This is a genomic window from Actinoalloteichus caeruleus (assembly GCF_049311605.1).
Classification (GTDB): Bacteria; Actinomycetota; Actinomycetes; order Mycobacteriales; family Pseudonocardiaceae; genus Actinoalloteichus_B; species Actinoalloteichus_B caeruleus.
On record NZ_CP186005.1, the window covers coordinates 5291128 to 5318028 of the forward strand.

The 26901-nt window shown below is 73.2% G+C and carries 22 protein-coding genes; 10 read left to right on the forward strand and 12 right to left on the reverse strand.

Annotation, left to right across the window (positions count from 1 at the left end; genetic code table 11):
- Positions 1-5: 5 nt before the first annotated feature.
- From ACOJVX_RS21665 to ACOJVX_RS21675, 3 genes are all read left to right on the forward strand, one after another.
- Complete coding sequence (locus ACOJVX_RS21665) at positions 6-1424, forward strand: hypothetical protein (RefSeq protein WP_422647062.1); 1419 nt, start codon at positions 6-8, stop codon at positions 1422-1424.
- Positions 1421-2236, forward strand: a complete 816-nt coding sequence (locus ACOJVX_RS21670) for an ESX secretion-associated protein EspG (protein ID WP_422647063.1) — start codon at positions 1421-1423, stop codon at positions 2234-2236. Before ACOJVX_RS21665 ends, ACOJVX_RS21670 begins: the two co-directional genes overlap by 4 nt.
- A 299-nt stretch (positions 2237-2535) precedes the next feature.
- Positions 2536-2718 carry a DUF6104 family protein gene (locus tag ACOJVX_RS21675; protein ID WP_026419260.1) on the forward strand — a complete coding sequence of 61 codons (183 nt, stop codon included), beginning with the start codon at positions 2536-2538 and terminating at the stop codon, positions 2716-2718.
- Between the two features lie 53 nt (positions 2719-2771).
- Here ACOJVX_RS21675 and hutI read toward each other — a convergent pair whose 3' ends face one another.
- The 5 genes from hutI to hutH form a co-directional block, all read right to left on the reverse strand.
- Entirely contained in the window at positions 2772-3932 is a 1161-nt protein-coding gene (hutI, locus tag ACOJVX_RS21680; RefSeq protein ID WP_026419261.1) for an imidazolonepropionase, read from the reverse strand.
- Between the two features lie 118 nt (positions 3933-4050).
- Positions 4051-5391, reverse strand: a complete 1341-nt coding sequence (locus tag ACOJVX_RS21685; RefSeq protein WP_026419262.1) for a formimidoylglutamate deiminase — start codon at positions 5389-5391, stop codon at positions 4051-4053.
- Positions 5388-6614 (reverse strand): allantoate amidohydrolase, encoded by a 1227-nt coding sequence (locus tag ACOJVX_RS21690; protein ID WP_030105032.1) that lies wholly within the window; start codon positions 6612-6614, stop codon positions 5388-5390. Before ACOJVX_RS21690 ends, ACOJVX_RS21685 begins: the two co-directional genes overlap by 4 nt.
- A 121-nt stretch (positions 6615-6735) precedes the next feature.
- Positions 6736-8394 carry a urocanate hydratase gene (hutU, locus tag ACOJVX_RS21695; protein ID WP_035292531.1) on the reverse strand — a complete coding sequence of 553 codons (1659 nt, stop codon included), beginning with the start codon at positions 8392-8394 and terminating at the stop codon, positions 6736-6738.
- 150 nt (positions 8395-8544) lie between these two features.
- Positions 8545-10134: a histidine ammonia-lyase gene (gene hutH, locus ACOJVX_RS21700; protein ID WP_026419265.1), complete on the reverse strand. Its 1590-nt coding sequence runs from the start codon at positions 10132-10134 to the stop codon at positions 8545-8547.
- 197 nt (positions 10135-10331) lie between these two features.
- Here hutH and ACOJVX_RS21705 point away from each other — a divergent pair, with 197 nt between their 5' ends.
- The 3 genes from ACOJVX_RS21705 to ACOJVX_RS21715 all read left to right on the forward strand — a co-directional run bounded on the left by ACOJVX_RS21705 (position 10332) and on the right by ACOJVX_RS21715 (position 13742).
- Entirely contained in the window at positions 10332-11135 is an 804-nt protein-coding gene (locus tag ACOJVX_RS21705; RefSeq protein ID WP_030105027.1) for an IclR family transcriptional regulator, read from the forward strand.
- A gap of 859 nt (positions 11136-11994) precedes the next feature.
- Positions 11995-12864: a L,D-transpeptidase gene (locus ACOJVX_RS21710; protein WP_155886185.1), complete on the forward strand. Its 870-nt coding sequence runs from the start codon at positions 11995-11997 to the stop codon at positions 12862-12864.
- A 71-nt stretch (positions 12865-12935) separates the two neighbouring features.
- On the forward strand, positions 12936-13742 hold the full coding sequence (locus ACOJVX_RS21715) for a choice-of-anchor P family protein (protein WP_030105025.1): 807 nt from the start codon (positions 12936-12938) through the stop codon (positions 13740-13742).
- Positions 13743-13892: 150 nt separating this feature from the next.
- Here the strand turns inward: ACOJVX_RS21715 and ACOJVX_RS21720 are convergent, their stop codons facing one another.
- From ACOJVX_RS21720 to ACOJVX_RS21735, 4 genes are read right to left on the reverse strand one after another with little or no spacing between them, the layout of a single operon-like run.
- On the reverse strand, positions 13893-14798 hold the full coding sequence (locus ACOJVX_RS21720) for an ABC transporter substrate-binding protein (RefSeq protein ID WP_245588847.1): 906 nt from the start codon (positions 14796-14798) through the stop codon (positions 13893-13895).
- The gene (locus ACOJVX_RS21725) at positions 14731-15513 is read right to left on the reverse strand and encodes an ABC transporter permease (RefSeq protein WP_245588848.1); all 783 of its coding nucleotides are present in this window, start codon (positions 15511-15513) and stop codon (positions 14731-14733) included. Before ACOJVX_RS21725 ends, ACOJVX_RS21720 begins: the two co-directional genes overlap by 68 nt.
- Positions 15510-16184 (reverse strand): ABC transporter permease, encoded by a 675-nt coding sequence (locus ACOJVX_RS21730; RefSeq protein WP_103056045.1) that lies wholly within the window; start codon positions 16182-16184, stop codon positions 15510-15512. Before ACOJVX_RS21730 ends, ACOJVX_RS21725 begins: the two co-directional genes overlap by 4 nt.
- Positions 16181-17290 (reverse strand): ABC transporter ATP-binding protein, encoded by a 1110-nt coding sequence (locus tag ACOJVX_RS21735; protein WP_026419270.1) that lies wholly within the window; start codon positions 17288-17290, stop codon positions 16181-16183. The genes ACOJVX_RS21730 and ACOJVX_RS21735 overlap by 4 nt, the downstream gene beginning before the upstream one ends.
- Positions 17291-17429: 139 nt before the next feature.
- On the opposite strand from ACOJVX_RS21735, the gene ACOJVX_RS21740 reads away from it, so the two are divergent.
- Positions 17430-19109 carry a bis-aminopropyl spermidine synthase family protein gene (locus ACOJVX_RS21740; RefSeq protein WP_245588849.1) on the forward strand — a complete coding sequence of 560 codons (1680 nt, stop codon included), beginning with the start codon at positions 17430-17432 and terminating at the stop codon, positions 19107-19109.
- Between the two features lie 40 nt (positions 19110-19149).
- Here the strand turns inward: ACOJVX_RS21740 and ACOJVX_RS21745 are convergent, their stop codons facing one another.
- On the reverse strand, positions 19150-22047 hold the full coding sequence (locus tag ACOJVX_RS21745; protein WP_103056043.1) for a sensor domain-containing protein: 2898 nt from the start codon (positions 22045-22047) through the stop codon (positions 19150-19152).
- Positions 22048-22609: 562 nt separating this feature from the next.
- Positions 22610-23770, reverse strand: coding sequence for an NAD(P)-dependent malic enzyme (locus tag ACOJVX_RS21750; RefSeq protein WP_030105021.1), 1161 nt, complete (start codon positions 23768-23770; stop codon positions 22610-22612).
- A gap of 325 nt (positions 23771-24095) precedes the next feature.
- Between ACOJVX_RS21750 and ACOJVX_RS21755 the strand changes: the two genes are divergently transcribed.
- The 3 genes from ACOJVX_RS21755 to ACOJVX_RS21765 all read left to right on the forward strand — a co-directional run bounded on the left by ACOJVX_RS21755 (position 24096) and on the right by ACOJVX_RS21765 (position 26203).
- The gene (locus ACOJVX_RS21755; RefSeq protein ID WP_026419274.1) at positions 24096-24707 is read left to right on the forward strand and encodes a dTDP-4-dehydrorhamnose 3,5-epimerase family protein; all 612 of its coding nucleotides are present in this window, start codon (positions 24096-24098) and stop codon (positions 24705-24707) included.
- Positions 24708-25045: 338 nt separating this feature from the next.
- The gene (locus ACOJVX_RS21760) at positions 25046-25630 is read left to right on the forward strand and encodes a histidine phosphatase family protein (protein ID WP_026419275.1); all 585 of its coding nucleotides are present in this window, start codon (positions 25046-25048) and stop codon (positions 25628-25630) included.
- Between the two features lie 33 nt (positions 25631-25663).
- Entirely contained in the window at positions 25664-26203 is a 540-nt protein-coding gene (locus tag ACOJVX_RS21765; protein ID WP_030105020.1) for a GNAT family N-acetyltransferase, read from the forward strand.
- 181 nt (positions 26204-26384) lie between these two features.
- Here ACOJVX_RS21765 and ACOJVX_RS21770 read toward each other — a convergent pair whose 3' ends face one another.
- Complete coding sequence (locus tag ACOJVX_RS21770) at positions 26385-26867, reverse strand: GNAT family N-acetyltransferase (RefSeq protein ID WP_026419277.1); 483 nt, start codon at positions 26865-26867, stop codon at positions 26385-26387.
- Between the last annotated feature and the right edge of the window lie 34 nt (positions 26868-26901).

Genomic DNA, 26901 nt, shown 5'->3' on the forward strand with positions numbered 1-26901 from the left:
CGAGCATGCAACTCGAAACCACCTGCGCATATTTTGGCGGCAAGAACGCCAAACAGCTGAACACCGAGCTCAACGGGCCGGGACACGGCGGAAGCTCCTCCGAAGCCTATGCGTCCTGGAGCAACGTCGGGACGAGTTTCGGCGACCTCGCCGAGTACATCAAGGGCGCTCTGGCCCGTGCCGCTGACGCTCACCAGGGCGAGGCAGCGGACACCTCCAGAGCAGCGACACTACCTTTGGTCACCTACGCCGACCAGGCTCGTGAGCAGTCGCACGCCATCCGCGACAGCATTTCCAGTCAAGGCTTGAGCCGCACGAACGCGGTCCACAGCATCCCCGAGGGACAGGATGAGCCCAAGAAGGAGGGGTTCGAGGTCATCCTCCCCTCCAGCTGGACCGGGCACGGTGACCGCATGGAGGCCTACGAAGCGGAGAACGAGGCCGCCCGCGAGATCATGCAGACCTACCAGAACGAGACCAACAACGTTCTGATGTCCGTCCCCTCCTTCGAGGAGGTCCCCAGCACCACCTACTCCGCCAAGGGCACCACCAACCCCGATTCCATCGGGAACGGGATCCCCGGTGGCGCGCCATCGGTGCCCAGTGTCGGCGGTAGCGGCGGCGGAGGGGGCGGCGGCTACGGTGGCGGCACTCCCGGTGGCGGGATGAACTGGAACGGCACCGGCGGAGGGGGCGGTGGCGGCGGTGGCGGCGGTTACACGCCCCCCAGCCCGTCCGCGCCCAACCCCGGAGCACCCGTCACCCCCATCGGAGACGGACCCGGCGCGGTCCGCCCCGACCTCGTCGCCCCCAGCCCCGGCGGGCAGTTCCCCGGCGGCAACCTGCCCCCCGGCGCCGGCCCCCTCCCCGGTGGCGGCCCCGGCGGCGGGTGGGGCGGTATGCCCCCCGGCGGGATGCCCCCCGGAGGCATGCCGCCCGGCGGGATGCCGCCAGGGGGCGGCGGCCCCGGCGGGCCCGGCAGCGGGCGCCTCCCGGGCGGGCCCGGCGGCGGGTTCGGCGGCCGGCTCCCCGGCGGCGGCTTCGGCCCCGGCGGCGGGTTCGGCGGCCGGCTCCCCGGCGGCGGCTTCGGCCCCGGCGGTGGGTTCGGCCCCGGTGCCGGTGGCTTCGGCCCCGGCGGTGGCGGCTTCGGCCCCGGCTCCACACCCGGTGGCCCCGGCGGTATGGCCGGTGGCGGTATGGGCGGCGCCGGCGGCGGCATGGGCGGTGGCGCTGGCATGGGCGGTGGCGCGGCCGGCGGCGGAGGCGGCATGGCCGGCGGCGGTGCCCGAGGCCGCGGCGGACAGGGCGAGGACGACGGCGAGCACAAGCGCGCCGACTACCTGCTCGAGACCGACGACGTCTTCGGTGACGGCCGCCTGGTCGCGCCCTCCGTGCTCGGCGACCAACCTCCGACCGGACGGTGACCGTGTCACCACGAGGGCGCATCACGCTACCGGCGATCGCCGTCGACGTGATCCAGACCAGGCTCCGGGCCACGCTCCCCGCGGCATTGAAAACGGTCGGCTTCGGGTCCACCGAGGACGAACGCAGGATGCTGCACCACCGAGCGTGGCAGGAGTTGGAGGCCCGGGGCCTGGTCCGGCACGGTGACCTCGACCCGTTCCTGGAGGACGCGTTCCAGATCCTCGCCCGGCCACCACTCGCGGTCTGGGCACTGCTCCAAACCGACCGGGAGAACGGCATCGACGCGGTGATCGCGGCGAGCGGTGATTTCGCGGTGCTGGCCATGCAGTCCGGCCCCGAAAACGCTCCCCGCGAGGAGAAGGAGCTGGTGCTGGAGGCGGTACGCCCCACCGGTCTGGCGCACGTGGCGGCGAGCCTCCTTCCCGAGCACCGCCCGGGCAAGGGGCAGTCGGTGAGCTGCCCCTCGGATCTGATCGAGAAGGCGACGGCGAACGCGTCCCCCGGGCCTGGCGGGCTTCGCGCCTCCCTGACCTCCCATGGGATGCGTCCCGGGGAGGCGGAGTTCATCGCCGAGGTCCTGACCAGCGAACGCCTCCGGTACGGGGAGTTCAGCACGCGCTCCTTCAACCGGCTGGCGGGCAAGACCACCCGGTCGGCCTACCGGGTCGACGTGTTGGACACCTCCATCGGCCGGTACCTGTTGCAGCACAAGCCCGACGGTCAGGGAAGGCCCTGGTTCGCCATGGCCCCCACCGACCGGACTCGGATGGCCGGGCGGATCCAGGAACTGATCACCTCGGTGACCACCTGAGGGAACCGGCGGAACGGGGGGGGCGGGTGTCCAGCGTGGACGCCCGCCCCCTTCGTTTCTCCCCGGCGCGGGAACCGCGAGGACTGGGGGAACGGTGGCGTTCCTCCCTCGGGTCAGGAGCAGCGGTGCGCCCTTCGGCGGTCTTCCCGCGGTCCCCCGGGTCGGAGCTGTATCTTGCGAGGGCGCACCCGCACCCCGTGTGCCGCGAGCCGTGCCGGTGGCCGACGTGACCGGCCCTGGAGGCCGGTGCGTTCACCCGTACTCGAAGATGCGCTTCGCGGGCTGTCCAGGAGGCAGCGATGTACTTCACCGACCGTGGGATCGAGGAACTCGAGGACCGCCGGGGCGACGAGGAGGTGTCCTTCGGCTACCTCGCCGACAGGCTGCGTGCCTTCGTCGACGAGAACCCGCGGTTCGAGGATGCCGTGGAGCGACTGGCGACCTACCTCGCGCGGGACGACGGCGACGAGGACGCGGACTGAGCGACCTGGTACCCGGCGGGATCTCGGGAGCACACGCGGCCGCTCCCCCGCGTTCAGCGGATGCGGTGCCCCTTCCGCCACACGGCCCAGGTGAGGGGAACACCTGGCCGGTAGGCCAGGTGGGTGGCCGAGGGCGCGTCCAGGACGTGCACGTCGGCCCTGGCCCCTGGCCGCAGGACGCCCACCGCCCCTGGCCCGGCCTCCCTGCGCAGTGCCCTGGCACCGCCCCAGGTGGCCGCTCGCACTGCCTCGCTGACCGACATGCCGAGTTGCAGCACGGCGGTGGCCACGCAGAACGCCATGGAGGACGTGTAGGACGACCCCGGGTTGCAGTTGGAGGCCAAGGCAACGGTCGCCCCGGCGTCCAGGAGCTCCCTGGCGGGAGCGGGTGGTTGCCGGGTGGAGAGGTCGCAGGCGGGCAGCAGGGTGGCGACGGTGTCGGAGCCGGCGAGGGCGTCGATGTCGGCACCGCTGAGGTGGGTGCAGTGGTCGACGCTGGCCGCTCCCACCTCGACGGCGAGCTCCACTCCTGGCCCGGGGCCCAGTTGGTTGCCGTGGACCCGCAGGCCGAGGCCGCGTGCCGAGGCGGCGGCGAGCACCCGGCGTGACTGGTCGAGGTCGAAGGCGCCGGTCTCGCAGAAGACGTCGGCCCAGCGGACGTGCGGGGCGACGGCCTCGAGCATCGGTCCGGTGACGAGGTCGAGGTAGGCCGCCGCCCCGGTGCCGGGTGGGACGAGGTGCGCGCCGAGGAAGGTGACGTCGTCGGCCTGTTCGGCGGCGATCCGCGCGGCCCGTTCCTCGTCGGCCACGGTCAGCCCGTAGCCGGTCTTGGTCTCCACGCAGGTGGTGCCCTGGCTGGCGGCTTCGGCGAGGTGGCGGCGCAGCGTGTCCCGCAGGCTGTCGTCGGTGGCTGACCGGGTGGCGGCGACGGTGGTCGCGATTCCCCCCGCCCGGTAGGGCTCCCCGGCCATCCGGGCCTCGAACTCCGCGGTCCGGTCCCCGGCGAAGACGAGGTGGGTGTGGCTGTCCACCCAGCCGGGGAGGACGGCGCGGCCTTCCACGTCCACGCGGAGGTCGGCCGCGGGTGCGGTGTCCTCGGGCCCGACCCAGGCGACGCGGTCCGCGTCGAGTACGACCGCCGACGACGAGGGGCGGCCCAGGTCCGGGTCGTTGGTGGTCAGTTCGCCGATCCCGGTGATCAGCGTCGCGCTCATGGCGGCTCCGTCCCTTCCGCACGGTCACCCGTTCCGCCCTGGCCAGCCAGCCACGGGGTCGCTGCTGCTCGCGCGCCCCCGAGCGCCATGTCCGGCACGGGTCCGGGCGCGGCCAGGCTCACCCCCACAGCTGACCGATCACCTCCCTCATCTCGGCGCTGACGTCGGGTACGCGCAGGTGGATTCCGGCGGAGACCACCTGCTCGCCGTCGATGACGACGTCGACGACGTCGGAGGCCGTGGCGGCGTGGATGGCCGCCGAGGGGTCGACGCCGGCCAGCCGCACGCTGTCGAGGTCCAGGGTGACGATGTCGGCGCGGGCCCCGGTGTCGAGCCAGCCCGCGTCGGGCCAGCCCAGGGCCGTGTGCCCGGCGGATGTCGCGGCGCTCCACAGTTCCTGCGGTGTGAAGTGGCCGCGGGTCTCCGTTCGCAGACGTTCGTGGAGTTCCACGGCCCTGGCCTCGGCAAAGACGTCGATCACGGAGTGCCCGTCGCTGCCGAGGGCGGGGGTGCCGCAGGCGTCGGCGAGTGCCCTGCCCGGACCGATGCCGTCCGCCAGGTCCTGTTCGGTGGTGGGGCACAGGCAGACCGACGCGCCGGAGGCGCCGAGTTCGGTGATGTCGGGCACGCTGAGGTGGGTGGCGTGCACCAGGGTGGTGTCGGGGCCGAGGGCTCCGTGCCGGCTCAGCAGCTCCGTCGGTGTGCAGCCGTGGGCGGCCCGGCACATGTCGTTCTCGGCGCGCTGCTCGGACAGGTGGGCGTGCAGCGGGGCCCCGTGGCTGGTCGCCCAGTCGGCGACCACGCGGAGGCCGGAGGCCGGGACGGCGCGGACGGAGTGGATCGCGGCTCCGATCCGGACTCCGGGTGCGGCGGTCTCGGGTCGACCGGCCAGGTCGGCGGCCCGCACGGCCCACCCGTGGGCGTCGTTGTCGCCGAACCGCAGCTGCACCCCTTCCAACGGTTTGTCGATGCCGCCGGTGAGGTAGCAGGTGTCGAGGAGGGTGATCCGCGGGCCCGCCTCCCGGGCGGCGTCGACCAGGGCGAGCCCCATGGCGTTCTGGTCGTCGTACCGGATGCCGCCGATGTCGTGGTGCAGGTAGTGGAACTCGCCGACCGAGGTGATCCCCGCGAGGGCCATCTCGGCGTAGACGAGGCGGGCGAGGCGGCGGTAGCTGTCGGGGTCCAACCGCTCCGCCAGCGAGTACATCTGGCGTCGCCAGGTCCAGAACGTCCCGCCCTGGAAGTGGGTGCGGCCCCGGAGGGCGCGGTGGAAGGCGTGCGAGTGGGCGTTGGCCAGTCCCGGCACGGCAAGCCCGGTCAGTCGGGTGGCGTCAGGAGGGGCGGCGACGCCGGGGACGACCCTGGTGAGGCGGCCGTCGTCCTCCTCGAACAGGACGCCCCACTCCACTCTGGGCAGTTCGCTGCCGACGAGCGCGTAGGGCGCCCACCAACGCCTCACCACGGGGTTCTCCCGGTGGTGCTCGTCAGGTGGCCGAGGACGGTGGCCAGCGCCCTGGCGCCCGCTTCGCAGTCGGCGGGTTCGGCGTGCTCCGCCGGTGCGTGGCTGACCCCGGTGGGGTTGCGGACGAACAACATGGCGGTGGGCACCTCGGCGGCGAGGATCCCGGCGTCGTGGCCGGCCCCGGTCGGCAACGCGGGAACGTCCCCGAGGGTCGCGGACAGGGTTCGGCGGAGTCCCTCGTCGAAGGTGACGGGGCCGCCGTAGGACTCCTCGACGACCAGCAGCTCGCAGCCCTCGTCGGCGGCGGCGTCCTTGGCGGCGGCGGTGACCTGTTCGACGACAGCGCGGGTGGCGGCGTCGTCGGCGGCTCTGGCGTCCAACCAGAGGTCGGCGCTGGAGGAGATGACGTTGGTCCCGCCGGGGTTCGGGCTGAGCCTTCCGACGGTGGCGCGGGCGCCGGGTACGGATTCGCCGATGCGGCGCGCGGCCAGCACGGTCCGGGCTGCGGGGACCAGCGGGTCGCGGCGGTCGGACATCGGGGTCGCGCCCGCGTGGTTGCCCTCGCCGAAGAAGGTGAGCCGCCACCGGCCGTGGGCCAGGATCGAGGTGGCCAGTCCGACCGGGGCGTCGAGTTCGACGAGCCCTCGGCCCTGTTCGACGTGGAGTTCGACGAAGCAGCCGATGTGGCGCAGTGCCTCGCCGTCGCGACCGATGCGTTGCGGGTCGAGGCCCGCACCGCTCATCGCCTCGGCGAGGGTCATGCCGTTGCCGTCCATCAGCCGGGCGGCGTCCTTGGGGACGATGCCCCCGGTGAGCAGTCGGGAACCGAGGCAGGGCACCCCGAACCGGCCGCCTTCCTCCTCGGCGAACACGACGACCGCCAGTGGGCGGCGGGGTACGTGGTCGCGGGCGCGCAGCAGGTCCACCGCCGCCAGTGCCGAGGCCACGCCGAGCGGACCGTCGAACGCGCCGCCACCGGGAACGGAGTCGAGGTGGCTCCCGGTGACGATGGCGTTGGGCCCTGGTGGTCCCCACCAGGCCCACAGGTTGCCGTTGCGGTCGGGGCGGACATCCAGGCCTCGGCGGTCGGCCTGTTCACTGAACCACTCGCGCAGTTCCATCTCCGCGTAGTCGAAGCCGTGGCGGGAGAAACCACCCCGCCTGCGGTCCATTCCCACTCGTTCGATCCCGGCCAGCAGGCCGGTAGCACCTTCCGCCATGGCTCGCTCCCTCCCATGCCGTCCTCTCGAACGGTACGGTCGCCGACGGGCAAGATCCAGCCGTCGTTCCCGTCCGTCCTCCGTGTCCACCAGTTGGTGCGCCCGGCGGTCGGCCGGGCCGTCAGTCTCGCGGGACGGGGACGCGCAGCGACGCCTGGTCGGCCACCTCGACGGCCCTGGCGTAGCCGGCGTCGGCGTGGCGGAGCACACCGGTGGCGGGGTCGTTGGTCAGCACGCGTTCCAGCTTGCGGCCGGCGAGTTCCGTGCCGTCGGCGACGGTGACCTGGCCCGCGTGCAGGGACCGCCCCATGCCCACCCCGCCTCCGTGGTGGAGGGAGACCCAGGTCGCGCCCGAGGCGGTGTTGACCAGGGCGTTGAGCAGGGGCCAGTCCGCGATGGCGTCGGAGCCGTCGAGCATTCCCTCGGTCTCCCGGTAGGGGGAGGCCACCGAGCCGGTGTCGAGGTGGTCGCGGCCGAGGACGAGGGGCGCGCTGACCTCCCCGGTGGCGACGAGGTCGTTGAACAGGGCGCCGGCCTCGGCGCGTTCCCCCTGTCCCAGCCAGCAGATCCTGGCCGGGAGCCCCTGGAAGGCGACGCGTTCGCCGGCGAGCCGGAGCCAGCGGGCCAGGGGCTCGTTGTCGGGGAACAGGTCCAGGACGGCCCGGTCGGTGCGGGCGATGTCGGCGGGGTCCCCGGAGAGGGCGGCCCAGCGGAACGGCCCTCGGCCCTCGCAGAAGAGGGGGCGGATGTAGGCGGGGACGAATCCCGGGAAGTCGAAGGCTCGTTCGTACCCTCCGAGCCGCGCCTCCCCCCGCAGCGAGTTGCCGTAGTCGAAGACCTCCGCCCCCGCGTCGAGGAAGCCGACCATGGCCGCCACGTGCTCAGCCATGGACGCCCTGGCCCGATCGGTGAACTCGTCGGGCTTGGCCCTGGCGTAGTCGGTCCATTCCTCCAGGGCGACGCCGGCGGGCAGGTAGGAGAGCGGATCGTGGGCGGAGGTCTGGTCGGTGACGATGTCGACGTCCACGCCGCGGCGCAGCAGTTCGGGCAGCACTTCGGCGGCGTTGCCGACCAGGCCGACCGAGAGCGGGCGGCGTTCCCGGCGCGCCGCGAGCACCCGGTGGACGGCGTCGTCGAGGTCGTCGGCGACCTCGTCGAGGTACCGGGTGTCGACCCGGCGGCGGGCCCGGGCCGGGTCGACTTCCACGACGAGGGCGACGCCGCCGTTCATCGTGACCGCCAGTGGCTGGGCTCCGCCCATGCCACCCAGCCCCGCGGTGAGGGTCAGGGTCCCGGCGAGGCTGCCGCCGAAGCGTTTGGCGGCGACGGCGGCGAAGGTCTCGTAGGTGCCCTGAAGGATGCCCTGGGTGCCGATGTAGATCCAGGACCCGGCGGTCATCTGCCCGTACATCGTCAGGCCGAGGTGTTCCAGGCGGCGGAACTCGGGCCAGGTCGCCCAGTCCCCGACGAGGTTGGAGTTGGCGATCAACACCCGCGGAGCCCATTCGTGGGTGCGGAGGACGCCGACGGGTTTCCCGGACTGGACGAGCAGCGTCTCGTCCTGGTCGAGCCGCGTCAGTTCGCGGGTGATCGCGTCGAAGCTGGCCCAGTCCCGCGCGGCCCTGCCGGTCCCGCCGTAGACGACGAGGTCCTCGGGGCGTTCGGCGACCTCGGGGTCGAGGTTGTTGTGCAGCATGCGCAGCGGGGCCTCGGTGCTCCAGCTCCTGGCGGTCAGGTTGGTGCCTCGGGCGGCGCGCACCGCTCGTGGTCCTGGGTTCACGGTGACCTCCACGTTGTCGGGGTGGCGAGGGTGGGCGGTCGTGCGCTGTCGGGTCCGGCGGGGGCGCGAGGCGCGAGGCGTTCGTGCCTCCGAGGTGCTGGGACTGGTGGGGCCGGGGCCTGGCTCGTCCTCGTCCCGGTTGGTCGCCGGTCAGCGGGGTCGGGGCTCCACCGCCGGGGGGTGGTCGTGGTGGGTGGCCAGTCCGTCCGGGAGATGTTCGGCGACGGCGTCGAGCACCTGCCCGCCGCGAACCAGGTCCTCGGCGGCGTGGATCTCCGGTGCGAGGTGCCGGTCGGGTCCTGGCGGGGGGACGGTCACGCGGAGCAGGTCGCGGACGGCTCCCGTGGCCGCCGCCGGCCGGAGCGGGGCCCGGAGGTCGAGGGCCCGCGCGGCGGTGACCAGCTCCACGGCGAGCACCGAGGTCAGTCCGTCGACGGCTCGTCGGAGCTTGCGCGCCGCCGACCAGCCGAGGGAGACGTGGTCCTCCTGCATCGCGGAGCTGGGGATGGAGTCGACCGAGGCGGGGCTGGCCAGTCGTTTCAGCTCGGAGACGACGGCGGCCTGGGTGTACTGGGCGATCATGTGGCCGGAGTCCACGCCGGCGTCGACGGCGAGGAACGGTGGTAGTCCGTGGGAGCGGTGCACGTCGAGCATCCGGTCCGTGCGCCGTTCGGCCATGCTGGCGACGTCGGCGAGCGGGATGGCCAGGAAGTCCAGCACGTAGGCGAGGGGCGCGCCGTGGAAGTTGCCGTTGGACTCGACCCGCCCGCCTGGCAGGACGACGGGGTTGTCGATCACGCTGGCGAGTTCCCGTTCGGCGACGGAAGCGGCGTGGTCGAGCGTGTCCCTCGCGGCGCCGTGGACCTGTGGCGCGCAGCGGAGCGAGTAGGCGTCCTGCACCACCGGGCACTCGGGCCCCCGGTGGCTGGCCATGATCTCGGACCCGGCGAGCAGCGCGGTCATCCTGGCCGCGGCCACCGCCTGCCCGGGGTGGGGGCGGAGCCGCTGGAGGTCGTCGGCGAACACGCGGTCGGTGCCCAGGAGGGCTTCGACGGTCATGGCGGCGGTCACGTCCGCGATGTCGAGCAGTCGACGCAGGTCCGCGACGGCGAGCACCAGCATGCCCAGCATGCCGTCGGTGCCGTTGGTCAGGGCGAGCCCTTCCTTCTCCGCGAGTTCGACGGGCCGGAGCCCCGCGGCGGGGAGGGCTTCGGCGGCGGGGCGTCGGCGCCCTTCCGTGTCGGTGATCTCCCCTTCCCCCATCAACGCCAGCGCGACGGCGGCGAGCGGGGCGAGATCTCCGGAGCACCCCAGCGACCCGTACTCGTGCACGACGGGGGTGAGGCCCGCGTTGAGCATTCCGACCAACGCGTCGACGGTCGCCGGTCGCACCCCGCTCCTGCCGGCCGCCAGCGTCCGGAGGCGCAGCGCCATCATGGCGCGGACCACCTCGGTCTCCACGACGGGGCCGGTGCCGGCGGCGTGGGATCGGACCAGCGACCGCTGCAGGTCGGCGCGTCGGTCCGCCGGGATGTGGCGGGTCGCGAGTGCCCCGAAGCCGGTGGACACGCCGTAGACGGCGCGGGGTTCGGCTGCGAGCCCTCGGACTCGTTCCCTGGACTCGACGACGAGGTCCCTCGCTTCGGGGGTGAGGCGCACGGGGGCGCCGGCGCGGGCCACGGCGAGTACCTCGGCGGCGGTGAGGGGCCCGGGGCCGACCGCGATCGCGTGGGCTGACATGCCTCCATCACAGCGCGATGAGGGCGGGGCGCCAAGCGGACACCAGCCGGGAGGCGTCTGGTATCCCAGACTCGCACCAGGTGGTGTCTGAGGGGGCGGGCCCGCACCGGTCCCGGGGCCGGCTGTCCGAGCCGGGTGGTGCGGTGGTGGTGGGCGGGGCGGTCCCGCCGGGTGGCGGAGCTGGACGGGAGGCTCGGGTGGGGGACAGCAGCGATGTTCCGGCCCTGCGGCGGGGCCTCGCCCTGCTGCGGGCCCTGGGGAGCCGGCCCTCGCCGGTTTCGGCCGCTCACCTCGCCAGGGAGGTCGGCCTGCCCCGCTCGTCGACCTACCACCTGTTGGGCGAGCTCGTCGCCGCCGGGTTCGTGGTGCACTACCCGGAGGAGCACCGGTACGGGCTCGGGTGGGCGGCGGCCGATCTGGGGTCGGCGCACTCCGCGTCGCGCAGCCTGGAACGGCTCGGCCGTCCGTTGTTGACCGGGTTGGCGGCGGCCACCGGGCATCCGGCGCAGCTCGTCGTCCCGCACGGCGCGGAGGTCGTCTACCTGGTGAAGGCCCAGCCGCCGACACCGCAGACCCTGGTGACGCGGGAGGAGGTGCGGTTGCCGGCCACGTTGCCGGCGTCCGGCCGGGCGATCCTGGGTGGGCTGCCCTCGGCTCAGGTCCGGGCCCTGTTCCCCCGGGCCGCCAGCTTCGTGCGCCGTACCGGGAGGGGGCCGCGAACCCTGCCCGAGCTCCGCGCTCTGCTGGCCCGGCAGGTCCGCCGGGGGTGGGCGGTGGAGGACGGCTGCGTCACGGAGTCCTGGGCGTCGGTCGGGGCCCCGGTGCTCGACCACGCCGGCCGGGCGGTGGCGGCGGTGAGCCTGACGTTCCGGCACGTGTGCGAGGGGGTCGAGGAGTGTGGCCGGGAGTGGCCGGACCTCGCGGAACCGGTGACCCGCACCGCCGGGGAGCTGACCGCGCGGATCGGCGGTCCCGGGCGGGGTCGGACTCGTACCCGGTGAGGACGGGTCCCACTGACGAGGAACCGCGCCGGTCGCGTGCTCGCGCTTGCGCGGGAGGGGCGTCCTCCGCCCCTGGCCCGCCGAGGTGTCCAGCGGACCATCATGACCGGCTCCCCGGACGGGTACCCGCGAGCGGACGGTGACGGCTCCCACTCGAACAGGTTGGTCGGTAACCCACGCTTTCGAGCAGGAGTTCGACAATCGGACACGTCGCGTCCGGGAACGCTGCGCCACACCATCCCTCCGAGGCGACACAGCACCCAGAACCTCACCCCATCGAGTGAAAAGCTGGCGGTCGATCTACCAGCGGGAACGCGCGGTATGCCCTGGTGGGGAACCCGGTGGCGCCGGGCCTCCGGTCTTGCCTGATCGTCGGCCGCCCGCGATGCTCCTCGCCGACGCCCCGCTCGTTCGGGACAGCGGCGGAGGGGTCACCACGTCGTCGGTGAGGACAACCGCGCGACACCTCACCCGAGGACCGCGACACCCAGGACGGGCGCCCGCCGATCAGCGGGCCCGCCGGGTACACCGCGCGATCCTCCGACGACGCCGCACCCCCACGAACACCCCGGCACCCCCGACATCCAGCGGCGGTGTGACGGGTCGCCTCGGCACCGCGCCCCTCCGGAGGGACACCGGACCGGTGGCCGGTAGCCACCACGCACCGCGCGTGCCCAGCCCACCTCGGGCACCCCGGCACGACGAGCCGCTCCCGCACGGGCCGCCCCACGCGCCGAGCGCACCGCCGCGCACCTCTCGGTGCGCCGGCCCTCCGTGCGACACCCAGTTCCGACCGGTGGGACCGGTTCCCCGTCCCCTCCGCCTCCACCGCTGCCACCAGCGGGAAAGGAACCCCGAGATGCCGCTGCCCTGGACTTCCGTGCCCAACCGGCTCGTGCCCGCCCCCGGCGGTCCGGCCGTCCCGCACCCCGGTCCTCCCCGGCCCGTCCTCGCCGTCCTGCTCACCTGCCTGGTCGCGGTGCTGGCCGGCTGCGCCGCCTCGGAATCCATGCCCGCCCAGCCCACCCCGGCGCCGGGGGACGTGCGTCCCGTCGCGGTGACGGACACCGAACTGGCCGGGCTGCCGGAGGCCAGCACCTTCGGCGACGTCCCCGACGCCCCCGTCGACCCCGCTCCGCACGACCCCGGCACCGGCACCGTCGTCCGAGCCCACGCCGAGGTGCCGGTGTACGGGGAACCAGGTGGCGCGCCCGTCGCGCGCCTCCCCGAGCGCCAGCTCGGTTCGCCGACCTGGCTGCCCGTCGTCGACCGCGCCGGCGACTGGCTCCAGGTCCTGCTGCCCTCCCGGCCGAACGGCTCCACGGGCTGGCTCCACGCCGACGACGACCTCGAGGAGGCGGGCAACGACTTCCTCGTCACGGTCGACCTCGCGGACTTCGCCCTCACCGTCACCCGGGAAGGGGAGGAGATCGGCCGGTGGACCGTCGGTGTCGGCAGCGCCGAAGCCCCGACTCCGACCGGCCGCACCTTCGTGATGGCCTCCATCCAGGAGACCGTCACCGACTTCAGCCCCTACACCCTGCCGTTGGGCGCCCACTCCGACACCCACCAGACCTACGCGGGCGGACCCGGCACCGTCGCCATCCACGGCTGGCCTGACGAGACACCCTTCGGAACCGAGACCAGCGACGGTTGCGTCCGGGTTCCCGACGACGCCCTCGACCTGCTGATCACCCTGCCACTGGGCACGGTCGTCCTGGTCCGTTGAGCCCGCACTCCCCGCACCGATCCCGTCCCATCCTCCGGCCACGTCGGAGGCCCCAGAAAGGAACGCCAACCGTGCCCAGCAGAACAGCCACCCTCGGGGTCCTCGCCGCGACGGTGAGCGCCGGCCTGGTCCTCACGCCAGCCGCCCAGGCCGACCAGGCCCCGAGTTCGGCCTTCGCCCTGTCCGCTCGCGGCCTGCTCACGGTGGAGCCCCTGCCCCACCTCGACAGCGCGGCCGGCTACCAGGAGAGGTCGGTCGCCGAGGTCGGCGTCCCGTTGGACCTGGTGCGCGTCGGGGCGTTGAACGCGGCCGCCGGCGAGGGGCACGCCAGGGCCAGCGTCACCGACCTGAGGGTGGGGTTGGGTGAGGTGTCCCTGCTCGACCTCGGCCTCGCCGACCTCAACGCCGACGTCATCACCGCCGAATGCGAGAACGGTCAGGGCACCTCCACCGTCGTCGGCGCCTCCCTGGGCGGTGTCGCGCTGGAGGCCGGTGTCGGCCCGAACACTGGGGTCCAGGTGCCCGGGATCGCGGAGGTGCTGCTGAACAAGCAGGTGGAGAACGAGGACGGGACCCTGACCGTCACGGCGCTGTCCATCCGGGTGGTCGGCCTCCAGACCATTGACATCGCCTCCGCCACCTGCGGCGACGCCGGCGACGGCGGCACCGGACCGGAAGGACCGGATGAGGGGGGCCAGGCTCCCGCCCCTCCGGGCGAGGAGGACCCCGATGAGCGGCCCGGCGAGTCCCCCGACCCCGGTGGCCCCGGAAACAAGGACAATCAGCCCGGCGACGCGGAGCCGGGCGACCCCGGTCCCGGCGGCGGCCACGCGCCCCGACCCACTCCGGTACCCGGGCACCACCCGGTGACCGGATGACCTGACAGCCACGTCACCTCGGTGCTCCAGGCGGATCACCCGCGCCGATCCGCCGCCCCGGGACACCGGGGACCGCCTCCTCCCGAGGCCGGTGGGGCGTGACCAGTCCCGGTCACGCCCCACCGGCGTGGGACCGCACCCTGGCGGCGCTCAGCCGAGGACCCGCTCGACGAAGTCCCGTGCCACGTCGACGTAGTTCTCCCGGTCCACCTCGACCCGACGGGCCAACTCGGTCAGGTCGTCGGTGCTGATGCGCGCGCTCACCTCGTTCAGCGCGTCCCGCTGCTCGGCGCTGAGATCCCCGTCCCGCACCAGGGGGACGACGTTCTGCGCCGGGTACATCTGCCGGGTGTCCTCCAGCTCCACGAAACCGTGCTCCTGGATGGCGGGCATGGTGGTGAACAGGTTCGCGACGTCCACCGTCCCGTCGTCCAGGTTGTCGATCGTGATCGGACCGCCCGCATCGGTCGTGCGGATCTCGGCGAACTCGCACCCGTAGAGCTCCTGGATGCGCGACGCCCAGCGGTCCCGCCACTCGCCCGCCGCGCCGAGCACCAGCTCACCGCAGACCTCGCCGAGGTCGTCCAGCGTCTCCAGGCCGTACCGACCCGCCGTGCCCTCCGTGACGGTGAGCACGTCCGAGTTCTGGGCCTCGGCCTGGTCCAGCACCGCGAGCCCCTCGGGCAGCCGCTCGGCGAGCGCCCCGTACACGTCGTCCGGTGTCGTCTCGCCGGCATCGGTGTCCACGTAGTACAACAGGTTCCCCGTGTACTCGGGGACCACCGTCAACGAGCCGTCCTCCAGACCACCGACCAGGAACTCCCGGCTGCCGACGCCGGGCTCGGTGTTGACCTCCGCCCCGGTTCCCCGCAGGACCTCGGCATAGATCTCCATCAGGATCTGGTTCTCGGCGAAGTCCGCCGACCCGACCGTGATGGTCGTCGACCCCCCGCCATCGTTGCCCGGCCCGGTGTCCTCCGAAAGCGGATCACCGCTTCCGCAGGCCGTGGCCAGCGCCGCCGTCGACACGGCCACCACCAGTGTCCGTCGTCTCACCACGAACCTCCCGTCGTGCCGGCCGTCTCGGCCGGCGTCGTCCTACATCCCCCACACCAGCCGTTCGCAACCCGGCTGGCACCACGAGCCACTGCACCCCGGAGAGCACCACGTCCAGCAGGATCGCCAACAGGGCGACCAGCAGCGCGCCGGCGAGCACCTTCGGGTAGTCCACGGCGCGGATCCCGTCGAGCACGTACCGCCCGAGCCCGCCCAGACCCACGTACGCGGCGACGGCGGCGGTCGCCACCACCTGCAACACGGCGTTGCGGATGCCGCCGAGGATCAGCGGCATCGCGTTGGGCACCTCCACCTGCCAGAGCCGTTGCCAGCGGGTCATCCCCACACCGACGGCCGCGTCCACCACCCGTCGGTCCACCTGTTGCACACCCGAGTAGGCGCCGGCGAGGATCGGCGGCACCGCGAGCACCACGAGCCCGATGAGCGTCGCGGTCTGGGTGCCCCCGACGACCAGGTAGAGGAAGGTGACCAGGCCGAGCGTCGGCAGTGCGCGCAACGCGTTGCCCGCGCCGACCAGGAGCGTCCCGCCCCGCCCGGTGTGCCCGATGAAGAGGCCGACGGGCAGGGCGACGAGCGTGGCGAACCCGGCGGCGACCAGGCAGTAGTAGAGGTGCTCCAGGAGTCGTTTCGGAATGCCGTCCGGGCCGCGCCAGTGCGCCGGGTCGGTCAACCACTCGATGAGCTGCGGGATCACCGGGCGCCTCCCGGGGTCGACCTCGTCCAGGGGGTCAGGCGGTTCCGCGCCAGGACCAGCGCCCGGTCGACCACCAGGGCCAGGAGGAGGGTCAGCACGATCCCGACCAGGATCGGCGCGAGGTACCGCGTGCGGAAGCCCTCGGTGAACAGCACACCCAAGCCACCCGTTCCGATGAGCGCGCCAACGCTGACCAGGCTGATGTTGCTGACCGACGCCACCCGGACCCCGGCCGTGAGCACGGGCACGGCCAGGGGCAGCTCGACGGTGAGGAACCGCCGCAACGGGCGGTACCCCATCGCGGTGGCGGCGGCGGTCACCGGGCCGGGCACCGCGTCCAGCGCTCCCACCACGGACCGGACCAGCAGGGCGGCCGTGTACAGGGTGAGCGCCACCACCACGTTGATGCTGTCCAGGGTCCTCGTCCCGATGATGCCGGGGATCACCACGAACAGGGCCAGCGACGGCACGGTGTAGAGGACGCTCGCCCCGCCGAAGACCACCGCGCGGACCGAGGGGAGCCGCTGCGCTCCCCACCCGAGCGGAACGGCCACCAGCAGCCCGAGCAGCAGCGGGACCAGCGACAGGTAGACGTGCTGGCCGAACTGCTCGGCGAGCTGCTCGCGGTTGCTCGGGCTGCCGAGGTAGCGACCCAGCTCGTCCAGGGTCACCGTCCGCCCTCCGGCTCGGAGTCGGCGGCGGCCCGCTCGGTGGACAGCAGTTCGAGCACCTGGTGCGCCGTGACCACACCCACGGCTCGACCGTCGCGGTCCACGACGACTCCCCGCCCCGAGGGCGAGGACAACGCGGCGTCGAGGGCACCGCGCAGCGGCAGGCCGAGGGTGTGCAGTGAGCCGCCCGGCTCCAGCTCCTGTTCGCTGAGCGGACCCGCCACGGTGGCCCTCGGCCGCAACCAGCCCCGGGGACGCCGGTCCTCGTCGAGGGCCAACAGCCACTCGTCACCGGACACCACGCCCGGCGCTCCGACCGTGACGGTCTCCACCTCGTCGGGCCGCAACGCGGCGCCCGCGACGAACGACAGCCCCCGGTACCCCCGGTCCCGACCGACGAAGTCGGCGACGAAGTCGTTCGCCGGCCGCGCCAACAGCTCCGGTGGTTCGGAGTACTGGGCGAGCACGCCGCCCGTGGCGAACACCGCCACCCGCTCACCCACCCGCACGGCCTCGTCGATGTCGTGGGTGACGAACAGGACGGTCTTGTCCAGTTCGCTCTGCAACCGCAGCAGCTCGTCCTGGAGGCCTTCGCGCACCACGGGGTCCACCGCGCTGAACGGCTCGTCCATCAACAGCACTGGAGGGTCCGCGGCCAACGCCCTGGCGACTCCCACCCGCTGCTGCTGGCCTCCGGAGAGCTGCGCCGGGTAGCGGCGTCCCACCTCCTCGGGAAGACCGACCACCTCCAACAGCTCGGCCGCCCTGGACCGTGCCCGCCTCCGGGTCCACCCGGCCAGCAGGGGCACGGTGGCGACGTTGTCCAGCACCGTGCGGTGCGGGAACAGTCCCGCGTGTTGGATGACGTACCCGATCCCCCTGCGGAGCGACGCCGGGTCCGCCGACCGGACGTCACGACCGTCGACCAGGACTCGCCCCGAGGTGGGCTCCACCATGCGGTTGACCATGCGCAGGGACGTCGTCTTGCCACAACCGGACGGTCCGACGAAGACCGTGATCGTGCCCGCCTCCACCGTCAGGTCCAGGTCGTTCACGGCGACGGTCCCGTCGTCGAACGCCTTGGTGACCGACTGGAACTCGATCAACCGAGCCCCCCAAGCTCTCGCCACGGCCACTCGCCGGCCGAAGTCATCGCTCGACCCTAGACGGAACGGGGCACCACGGCGACCAAAAGTGCCACCGGGCACGTGGCCTACCGGGGCTCGTCCGTAGAGTGGGAGAACTGTGGCCACATCGCAGGACGGCGCCGACGCCGAACGCCCGGACGACGTGACGGACACGGCGCTGGCCGCCGTGGCCGGGTTGTCGCAGGAGGCCGGCATCCACCGGGACCGGGTCCGCGCCGTCCTCGCGCTGATCGTGGCGGGGCCCGTCTCCCTCGCCGACGCCGTCCGGTTGGCGGCGGTACCCCGGCGCACGGTGGAGGAGCTGTTGACGGCGCTCGGCCCCGACCTGGACCGGATCTCCCGGCGGGGTGAGGAGGAGGAGTTCCGGCTCCGCCCGGACCGCGTCGCCCAGTACCGCCCCCTCCTCGGCCGGGTGTCCCGCCCTCCCTCCGAACCCCGCCAACCGGGCTTCGAGGACCACGCCGACCTGGTGGCCACGACCACCGAGGACATCGCCTCCGGTCCGCCGCCGCTCCCGCACCTCGACCACGTGCCGGCGACGCCCACGAGCGTGGTCAACCGGGCGCTGTGGCTGCGCGACACCTATGACCTCGTGGACGCCAGGGTGATGTTCCTCGGCGACCACGACCTCACCTCGCTCGCCCTCGGGGGGCTGTGCCCCGACCTCCCCATCACCGTCGTCGACCTCGACGAGCGCGTCCTCGAGCACATCGACACCATCGCCACCCGCCGTGGCCTGCGCGTCCGGTGCCTGCACGCGGACCTGCGGTTCGGGCTCCCGCCCACCGCGGTGCGGCAGGCGGACCTCGTCTTCACCGACCCGCCCTACACCGAGGAGGGCATCGGCCTGTTCGCCGCTCGCGGTGTCGAGGCACTCCGCGCCGGGACCGGCCGGCTGCTCGTGGCCTACGGGTACAGCGCGCGCACACCTCGGCTGGGGCTGACCGTGCAGCGCCAGCTCGGGCGGCTCGGTCTGCTGTTCGAGGCGATCCTGCCCGACTTCGACCGCTACGTGGGGGCGCAGGCGATCGGTAGCAGCAGCGACCTGTACGTCTGCCGACCGGTCAGCGGAGCGGGTCGGCGACCGCAGGACGCTCCCAGCAACATCTACACCCACGGGGCGCAGTCGGTGGAGGCCGCTGGTCGGACGGCCGAGCGGACGGCGGACTGGACCTCACGGCTGCGGGACCTGGTGGGCGCGACCGACGACGACAGCGCGCCACGCCGTGTCGACTGGTCCGAGCCGGTGGGGCCCCCGGGTGGCGTGCTCCTCGCCGACGCCACCGGCGACCAGGGCTTCGGCCCGCTCCGGATCCTGCTGGCGGCCTCGGCCGACCGGGTCGCGGTGCTGGTGCCGGACGGCCACCCCGACGTGGTGGACGAGGCAGGGCAGCGACGGCTCGCGGGCCTGCTCGAGGGGCGGTACCAGCTCCGCTTCCACCGAGGGGTCCCCGGCCGGGGGCAGGCGGTGATCGCGGCGACCCCGGCCGGTCCAGCCGAGGACCCGGCACGGCCGGCGGACCGCACCGGTTCGCGGTTGGCCGAGGGTGAGTGGTGCGCCCGCCAACTGCTGCGCAGGGCGCACGGGCGGGTCGACAACGTATGGCGGGAGGCCCTGATCCGCCGGCGGGCGGCCGACGGGGTCAGCCTCAACAAGAAGGAGGCGCGGGAGCTGGTGCGCCGGTTGGCGCCTCGCCGGGAGGACCTCGCCGAGCGGCTCATCGACCTCCCCCGGCACCGGCTGGCCGAGCTGCTGGCGGCGGTGCGCGCCTCCTGACCCGGGCCTCCCTCCTCCGGCACCGACCTCGGGTTACCGGTCAGCCCGCCCTGGGCACGTGGAGGGGGCCGAGTCCCAGGACGGCCCGGAACTCCTTGGGCGGGACGGGACGGGAGAACAACCAGCCCTGGTAGGCGTCGACGCCCACACCCCGGAGGACGTGGAACTGCGTCGCCGTCTCGACGCCCTCGGCGACGCAGCTGCGCCCCATCGCCCTGGCCATGTCCACCACCGCGCGGGCCACCGCGAAGTCGGAGGGGTCGGTGCCCACTCCGGAGACGAACTGGCGGTCCACCTTCACGATCTGGGCCGGGAGTTCCTTGAGCCTGGCGAGGGAGGAGTAGCCGGTCCCGAAGTCGTCCACGGCGAACCGCACGCCCCGGTCCACCAGCTGCCCCATCGCGTTGAGCACTCGTGAGGGCAGGTCCATCAGGCTCGTCTCGACGAGTTCGAGGATCACCCGGTCCCAGGCGATCCCGCTCTCCGACACCGCGTTGATCACCGACTCGACGAAGTCGGGAACACCGGGCACGAGGCCGGCCAGGTTGACCGCCACCCCCACCTGCCGCCCGTCGGGTTCCGGCCAGGACGCGGCCTCCCGCAACGCGGTCCTGAGCACCCAACGGTCGAGCTCGCGGAGCAGGTCGCCCTGCTCGGCGACCGGCAGGAAGATGTCCGGGGACAGCAGACCCCGGTCCGGGTGCGGCCACCGCACGAGGGCCTCCGCGGTCTGCACCGAACCGTCGGCACCCACGACGGGCTGGAAGTGCAGGGTGAGCCCGTCCCGGCTGAGCGCGTCCCGCAGCTGGCCTTCCAGGTGCACCTGGCGGTCCGCCGAGGCGATGAGGGCCGCGCTGGCCAGCGACACCCGCCCGGCGCCCTCCCGCTTCGCCTCGAACATCGCCGCGTCCGCGAACCTCAGCAGGTCGGCGCCCGTGGAGGTGGCGCCGGTGGGCACCGCCGCCCCGATGGACGCCGAGACGCGGACCAGCTGGTTGTGGACCGGTACCGCGGCGCGCAGCAGGCCGGCCACCCGGGTGGCGAGCGCGTCGACACCTCCGACGGCCGCGACGTCGGAGCAGATCACCACGTACTCGTCACCGGAGATCCTCGCGGCCGTGCAGTGCGGGGGGAGTCCCCCTTCCAGCCTGCGGGCCAGGGCCACCAGCAGCTCGTCTCCCGCGTCGTGGCCGAGGGAGTCGTTGACCCGCTTGAAGTTGTCGATGTCGCAGAACAGCACGGCGAGCTGGTCGGGGTCGACGGTGGCCAGCAGTTTCCCCAACAACTCCTTGACCGCTGCCCGGTTGGGCAGCCCCGTCAGGTCGTCGTGGGTCGCCTGGTGGCGGAGCGCCTCCGCGGTCCTGCGGCGTTCGGTGATGTCCTGGAAGACGACGAGCCAGAACCGGCTCCCGTCGTCCTGGACGGAGATGGCGATGTGCAGCTCGCAGTACACCGGCTCCCCGCTGGACCGCACCAGGAGGCGCTGCGCGACCTTGGAGCTCTTCTCCCCCGACTCGGTGATCCAGGCCGCGGAGCGGGACCGCGCCGTGCGGTCCTCGGGATGGGTCATCTCCTCGGCGGTGATGCCCCGCAGCTGGTCGAGGTCGTAGCCGAGCAGCTCGCACAGCGCGTCGTTGGCGTCGACCAACCGTTCGGAGTGGTCGAAGATCCCGATCCCCACCGGGGTGATCGACACGAGGTCGGCGAAGCGCTGGCTGGAGCGTTCCACGATGGCCTCGGCGGCCCGGTGTTCGGTCACGTCCTGGGCGGTGCCCACCAGGGTCACCCGGCCGTCCGGGCCGGTGACGGCCGCGCCGTTGCACCGGAAGATCCGCTCCGCGCCGTCCGCCGTGACCATCTGGTGCTCGCAGGACACCGGTTCGTGCTTGACGGCGAGCTGGCGCCAGAGCCGGTCCACCCACTGCCGGTCGTCGGGGTGGACGAAGCTCAGGTAGCTGCCGTAGGTCAGGTCCAGGTCCGAGGACACGCCCACGAGCGCCGCCATCGTCTCGGACCACCGGCACTCGTCCGTGACCGGGTCCCACTCCCAGATGCCCAACATGGCGACTCGTTCGGCGTCCTCGGAACGTCGGAGCCGCTCCCGGAGCCGTCGCTCGTTCTCCCGGATGGTGGTGACGTCCTGGAGGGTGCCCAGCCAACGGATGACCTCGCCGGACTCGTCGAAGTCGGGTCGGGCGCGGAGCATGAAGAAGTGTTCACCGGTGAGGTCGCGCAACTCCATCTCGATCCGGTTCCGCCCCGCGTCGTTGATGAGGGTGGCGGTGGCGTCCCGGTCGTTGGGGTGCACGTTGGCCAGCGGGTCGTCCAGGTCGTAGCCGTGGCGGGCGAACATCTCCAAGGCGCCCTGGCTGAAGTACATCTCCTCGGTGGCGGGGTCGTAGGTCCAGCTCCCCACCCCGGCGAGCCGCTCCGCCTCCGCGAGGTCCTGGGCGTCGGTCAACCAGCCCACGTCGGGGAACTGCCCGGTGGGCACGCGGGCGGCGCGGGGCGCGGCCGGGGCGGCGGGTACGGCCTCCCCCGGCGGCCGCTCCTCGTCACAGGGGGTGCAGAGCACGAGGCGGAGCGCGGGATCGCGGCCGTTCCCCGTCGGCCACACCGACAGTCGCACCGTGGTCTCGGAGCCGTCGAGCCGGGAGAGCCGGTGCGCGCCCAGCGCGCCCGCCCGGACGAGGAAGCTGCCGAGGTCCTTGCCGATGAGGTCGTCGACGCCGCCTGCCGCCAGCAACCTGGCGAAGGGTTCGTTCGCGTACTCGACGACGTCTCCGTCGCTGCACAGCGCCGCCGGAACGGTGAGCGCGGTCAGCCGGTCGAGCTCGGTCGGCGTGGAGGCCTGGGCCTCCGGGGGGTTGTCCGCTGCGCCGCAGCGTGCGCGCCACGCATCCACGCTGATCTCGGCGCGCTGGGCCGGGTCGGTCACGGTCTCATCCTCCCGCACGGGCCCCAGAGGCAGAGCGTTGTCCCACGGAACATGCCGAGTGGACACATTCGGTTGTACTCCATTGGCAGGTGCGGAGCTCTCCCCTGAACAGGCGAGGGAAAGGACACCGTCCGGAGTCGCGCGGTTGACCGCCACCCGAGTCTCCACATCCATCCAGTGTCAAGCTTGAGTCAAGTGCGCTGGTCGCCGGACCGATCCTCCCAGCCGCACACGGGTCCGCCCGAAGTCGGGTCCCCGCGGGAGCGGGCCTGACCCCGGTCGCTGCAAGGTATCCCCCACGGCGGCGCCGGGCCAGCGGCGAGGATCATTCCGTAACGGGCTTACCCGCGCGGATTGGTCGTCCGAATTGCGGAAGGGCGGGTTTTGGGCGCTCTGCGTGACCAACCAACGCACATCTTCACCCGGAAGAGAGAGTTTCCGCGCGAACTACTCGCACAATTCAGTGATTCCCGGCGAGTTCGCTCCACCAAGACCCACAAGTTCGGAACGGGCCGGTCGGCGGCGGTGAGCGCCCGCCGACCGGCATCCGGGGCGGCCGCCCTCAGCGGGCGGCGCCGGCCACCGCCTCGGCCACGGCCGGAGCGACCGCCGGGTCGAACACGCTCGGCACGACCCGGTCCGCCCTCAGGCCCGGCAGGGCCACCCGGGCGATGGCCTCCGCGGCCGCGAGCTTCATCCGCTCGGTGATACGACGGGCTCCGGCGTCCAGCGCTCCCCGGAACACCCCGGGGAAGGCCAACACGTTGTTGATCTGGTTGGGGAAGTCGCTGCGCCCGGTCGCGACGACCGACGCGTGCCGCGCGGCGATGTCCGGGTGGATCTCCGGGTCGGGGTTGGACAGCGCGAACACCACGGCTCCCGGGGCCATCGACGCGACCAACTCCTCGGGCACGGGGGAGGACGACACCCCGACGAGGACATCCGCCCCCGCCAGCGCCTCGGCCAGCCCACCGGTGAGCCCCCTCGGGTTCGTGCGCCCCAACAGGGTCCGCTTCACCGGGTTCAGGTCGTCACGCCCGACGTGGAGCACCCCCCGTGAGTCCAGCACCGTGACGTCGGCGACGCCGGCCGCCAGCAGGATGCGCGCGCACGCGACACCGGCGGCGCCCGCGCCGGAGATCACGACCCGCAGCGATTCGACCGCGCGGTCCACCACCGTGGCGGCTCCCCGCAGCGCGGCGAGCACCACGATCGCGGTGCCGTGCTGGTCGTCGTGCATGACCGGGCAGTCGAGCGCCTCGACAAGGCGGTCCTCCAGCTCGAAGCAGCGCGGGGCCGCGACGTCCTCCAGGTTGACGGCACCGAAGGAGGGTCGGAGCCGGACGAGGGTCTCGACGAGCTCGTCGACGTCGGTCGTGTCGAGCACGAGGGGGATGGAGTCCAGACCCGCGAACTCCTTGAACAACGCCGCCTTCCCCTCCATCACCGGGAGCGCGGCACGGGGTCCCACGTCACCGAGACCCAGCACGGCGGTGCCGTCGCTGACGACGGCCACCAGCCGACCGGCCCAGGTGTGGGTACCGGCGAGAGCCGGGTCGTCGGCTATGGCACGGCTCATCCTGGCCACGCCGGGCGTGTAGGCGATCGAGAGGGTCCGCGCGTCGACCAGGGGGCGGGTGAGGTTGACGGCGAGCTTCCCCCCTCGGTGTCCCTCGAGGATCTCGGAGTCGGTCAGTGGCGAGGTGGTGTCCAGCGTTGTCATGTCGTCCTAACTGAGCGATGGCACCGCCACCAGGCTCCAGTGAGGGGGACGGCGCGGTGGGCCGACAAGGAACTGGGCGGGGCGGGGCGGTGGGCGCGGGCTCGGGGTCTGGCCACGCGGCGACGACGCGGTGCCGGACAGTGTGACAGCGCCTCGGCGGACTCCCCAAGGCCGGGCCAGCGAAAGGTGAGGGTCCGTGCACGTCCCCACCACGCCCCGCCCGGGATCCGGCACGCACCGACGAGGGCGGTACCGGCGTGGTGGGCGGCTCCGGCCGCACCGGCCCCTCCTCCGGTCGCGGAGACGACCTCATACGCTGCCCGGTGTGCAGGTACGCAAGCTTGAGATCGCCGGAGCCGTCGAGTTCATCCCCTCCGTCTTCCCCGACCACCGCGGGCTGTTCGTGGCACCGTTCCAGGAGGACGCGTTCGTGGAGGCGGTGGGGCGACCATTCCGGCTCGCCCAGACCAACCACAGCGTGTCCCGGCGAGGCACCGTTCGCGGCGTGCACTTCTCGGCCGTGCCACCGGGCCAGGCCAAGTACGTCTACTGCCCCCGGGGGGCGCTGCTCGACATCGTCGTCGACATTCGCGTGGGTTCCCCGACCTTCGGCCGGTGGGAGGCGGTCCGCCTGGACTCGCTCGACTTCCACGCGCTCTACCTCGCCGAGGGTCTCGGTCACGCGCTCGTCGCGCTCGAGGATGACACCCTCCTGACCTACCTCTGCTCGACCGGGTACCGGCCGGCCTCCGAGCACGGCATCAACCCGCTGGACCCCGAGCTCGGACTTCCACTGCCCCAGCACGACGGACTGGTCCTGTCCGACAAGGACCGGAGCGCACCGACGTTGCGGGAGGCCCAGGAGGCTGGCCTGCTGCCCCGGTACGAGGACTGCCTCGCCTGGTACGGGAGGCCGGCCGACCCGGGCGGGGCCTGACGCGCTCGACCCCGCCCCGGGGCACGGCGTCGAGCGGTGGATCGACCCGGCCACGAGTAGGGTCCGGCACGTCGACGCGGTACCCCGGCCACAGCAGGAGGAACCATGCCCCCGCCTCCACCCGACCCGGTCGGGAAGCCCACGACGGCGCGCCGGTCGAGCCTTCTCCCGCAGGGCGCCGCCGGCCGCGGGGCCACGAGTTCGCCGAACACGGGGCGGGGCCCCTCCCGGGTTCTCCCGGTCCGGACGGGTGGCCTCCCGCGTTCGGGGAGGCCGACGTGAGCCCGGCGGGTCCCGGGACCGGCGCACCCGCCGACCAGCCTGGGGATCGGCGTCCCCTGGTGTTCCTCGTCCGCCACGGGCAGACGCCCTGGTCCCTCGCTGGTCGTCACACCGGGCGCACCGACGTCCCCCTGACACCGGTGGGCGAGGAACAGGCGGTGCGGGCCGGCGAGGTGCTGCGCGGGGTGCTCCCGACCGGCCCCCCACCGCTGGTCCTCGTCAGCCCTCGGCAGCGCGCCCGCAGGACGGCGGAACTCGCCGGGCTCGACCACACCGAGGTCAGTGAGGACCTCCGCGAGATCGACTACGGGGACTACGAGGGCAGGACGACCGCCGACATCCGCCGCGAGCTCCCCGGGTGGTCGATCTGGACCCATCCCGCTCCCCACGGGGAAACCGCGGCCCAGGTCACGTCCCGCGCAGACCGCGTCCTGCACCGGGTCCGGGACGCCCTCCCGCACCGGGACGTCGTCCTCGTCGGCCACGGCCATCTCAGCCGGGTGATGATCGCCCGCTGGCTCGGCCTCCCGTTCTCCACCGCCGCGCACTTCTCGATGCTGACCGGGGGCGCGGCGGTGCTGGGGGTGGACAGGGGGACGCCGCAGCTCCAGGCGCTGAACCTGGGATCCTGGGGCCGGTAGGTAGGCCCCGTCGAGGAAGGCGTCCCCACGATCATGCCCGATTCCCGCGTTCGCCGCGTCGAACCCCGTGACGTCACCCGAGTGGTGGAGCTGGCGCACCAGTTGGCCGCGCACGAGGAGGCGGCGCACGAGTGCCACCTGACGGCCGACGCCCTGCGGACCGCGTTGTTCGGTCCCGAACCCGCCCTGTTCGGCCACGTCGCCGAGGTGGGTGGTGAGGTGGTGGGCTTCGCCCTGTGGTTCCTGAACTTCTCCACGTGGCGGGGCACGCACGGCATCTACCTGGAGGACCTGTTCGTCGCCCAGGACCGGCGGGGGGAGGGTCTCGGGCGGGCGTTGCTGGCCGCGCTGGCGGAGCTGTGCGTCGAGCGCGGTTACGCCCGTCTGGAGTGGTCGGTGCTGAACTGGTTGGAGCCGACGATCGCCTTCTACCGTTCACTGGGCGCCGTGCCGATGGACGAGTGGACCGTGTTCCGCCTGACCGGGAGCCCGCTGGCCGCGTTGGGTTCGGCCGATCCGGTGGGAGCCGGGAAGCCGGGAACCGAAGCCCCGCTCCCGACCGGTTCTGGCTGAACGCGTTCGACCCGGGGCCTGGCACCGCCGCGGCCCACCGTGGGGCGGGCGGGGCGACGCGTACGACGTCAGACCCGGTCGTGGCGCCCGCGCCGCACCGGTTCGACGAGCGGACGCGTCGCCCGTCGGAGACGTCGGCGGGTCCCCGACCGCCGTGCGATCCCCCTCGACCCCGGGTGGTTCAGAGCGCGCGACGCATGATGTGCGCGCCGACGAGGCCGAGACGGGGGTGGCGGAAGGCGTCGGGGACGGTCGCGAGCACCTCGAAGCCGAGCGACTTCCACAGCCGGACCGCGTGGGTGTTGGTCTCGACGACCGCGTTGAACTGCATCGCGAGGTAGCCGGCCTGGGCCGCCTCCGCGAGGACGAACTCGGCGAGACGTCGTCCGAGCCCGCGACCGGCCTGGTCAGGGTCGACCATGAAGGAGGCGTTGGCCACGTGGTCGCCTCCGGCCGGTTGGTTCGGTTTGAGCAGGGCCGTGGCGAGGAGTCCGCCGTCCTCCTCGAGCACGAACACCTTCGCCGGCGGGGGGAGCATCCAGTAGCTCGCCGCCTCGTCCTGGCCGACGTCGGGCAGCATGTAGGTCTCGCCCTCGGCCACGATCCGGTGCCAGATCGGCCAGATGTTGGGCCAGTCGGCGGAGTTCGCCTCTCGGAAACGCATCAGAGGTCCTTCCGGCGTCCGTGATCGGGTTCGA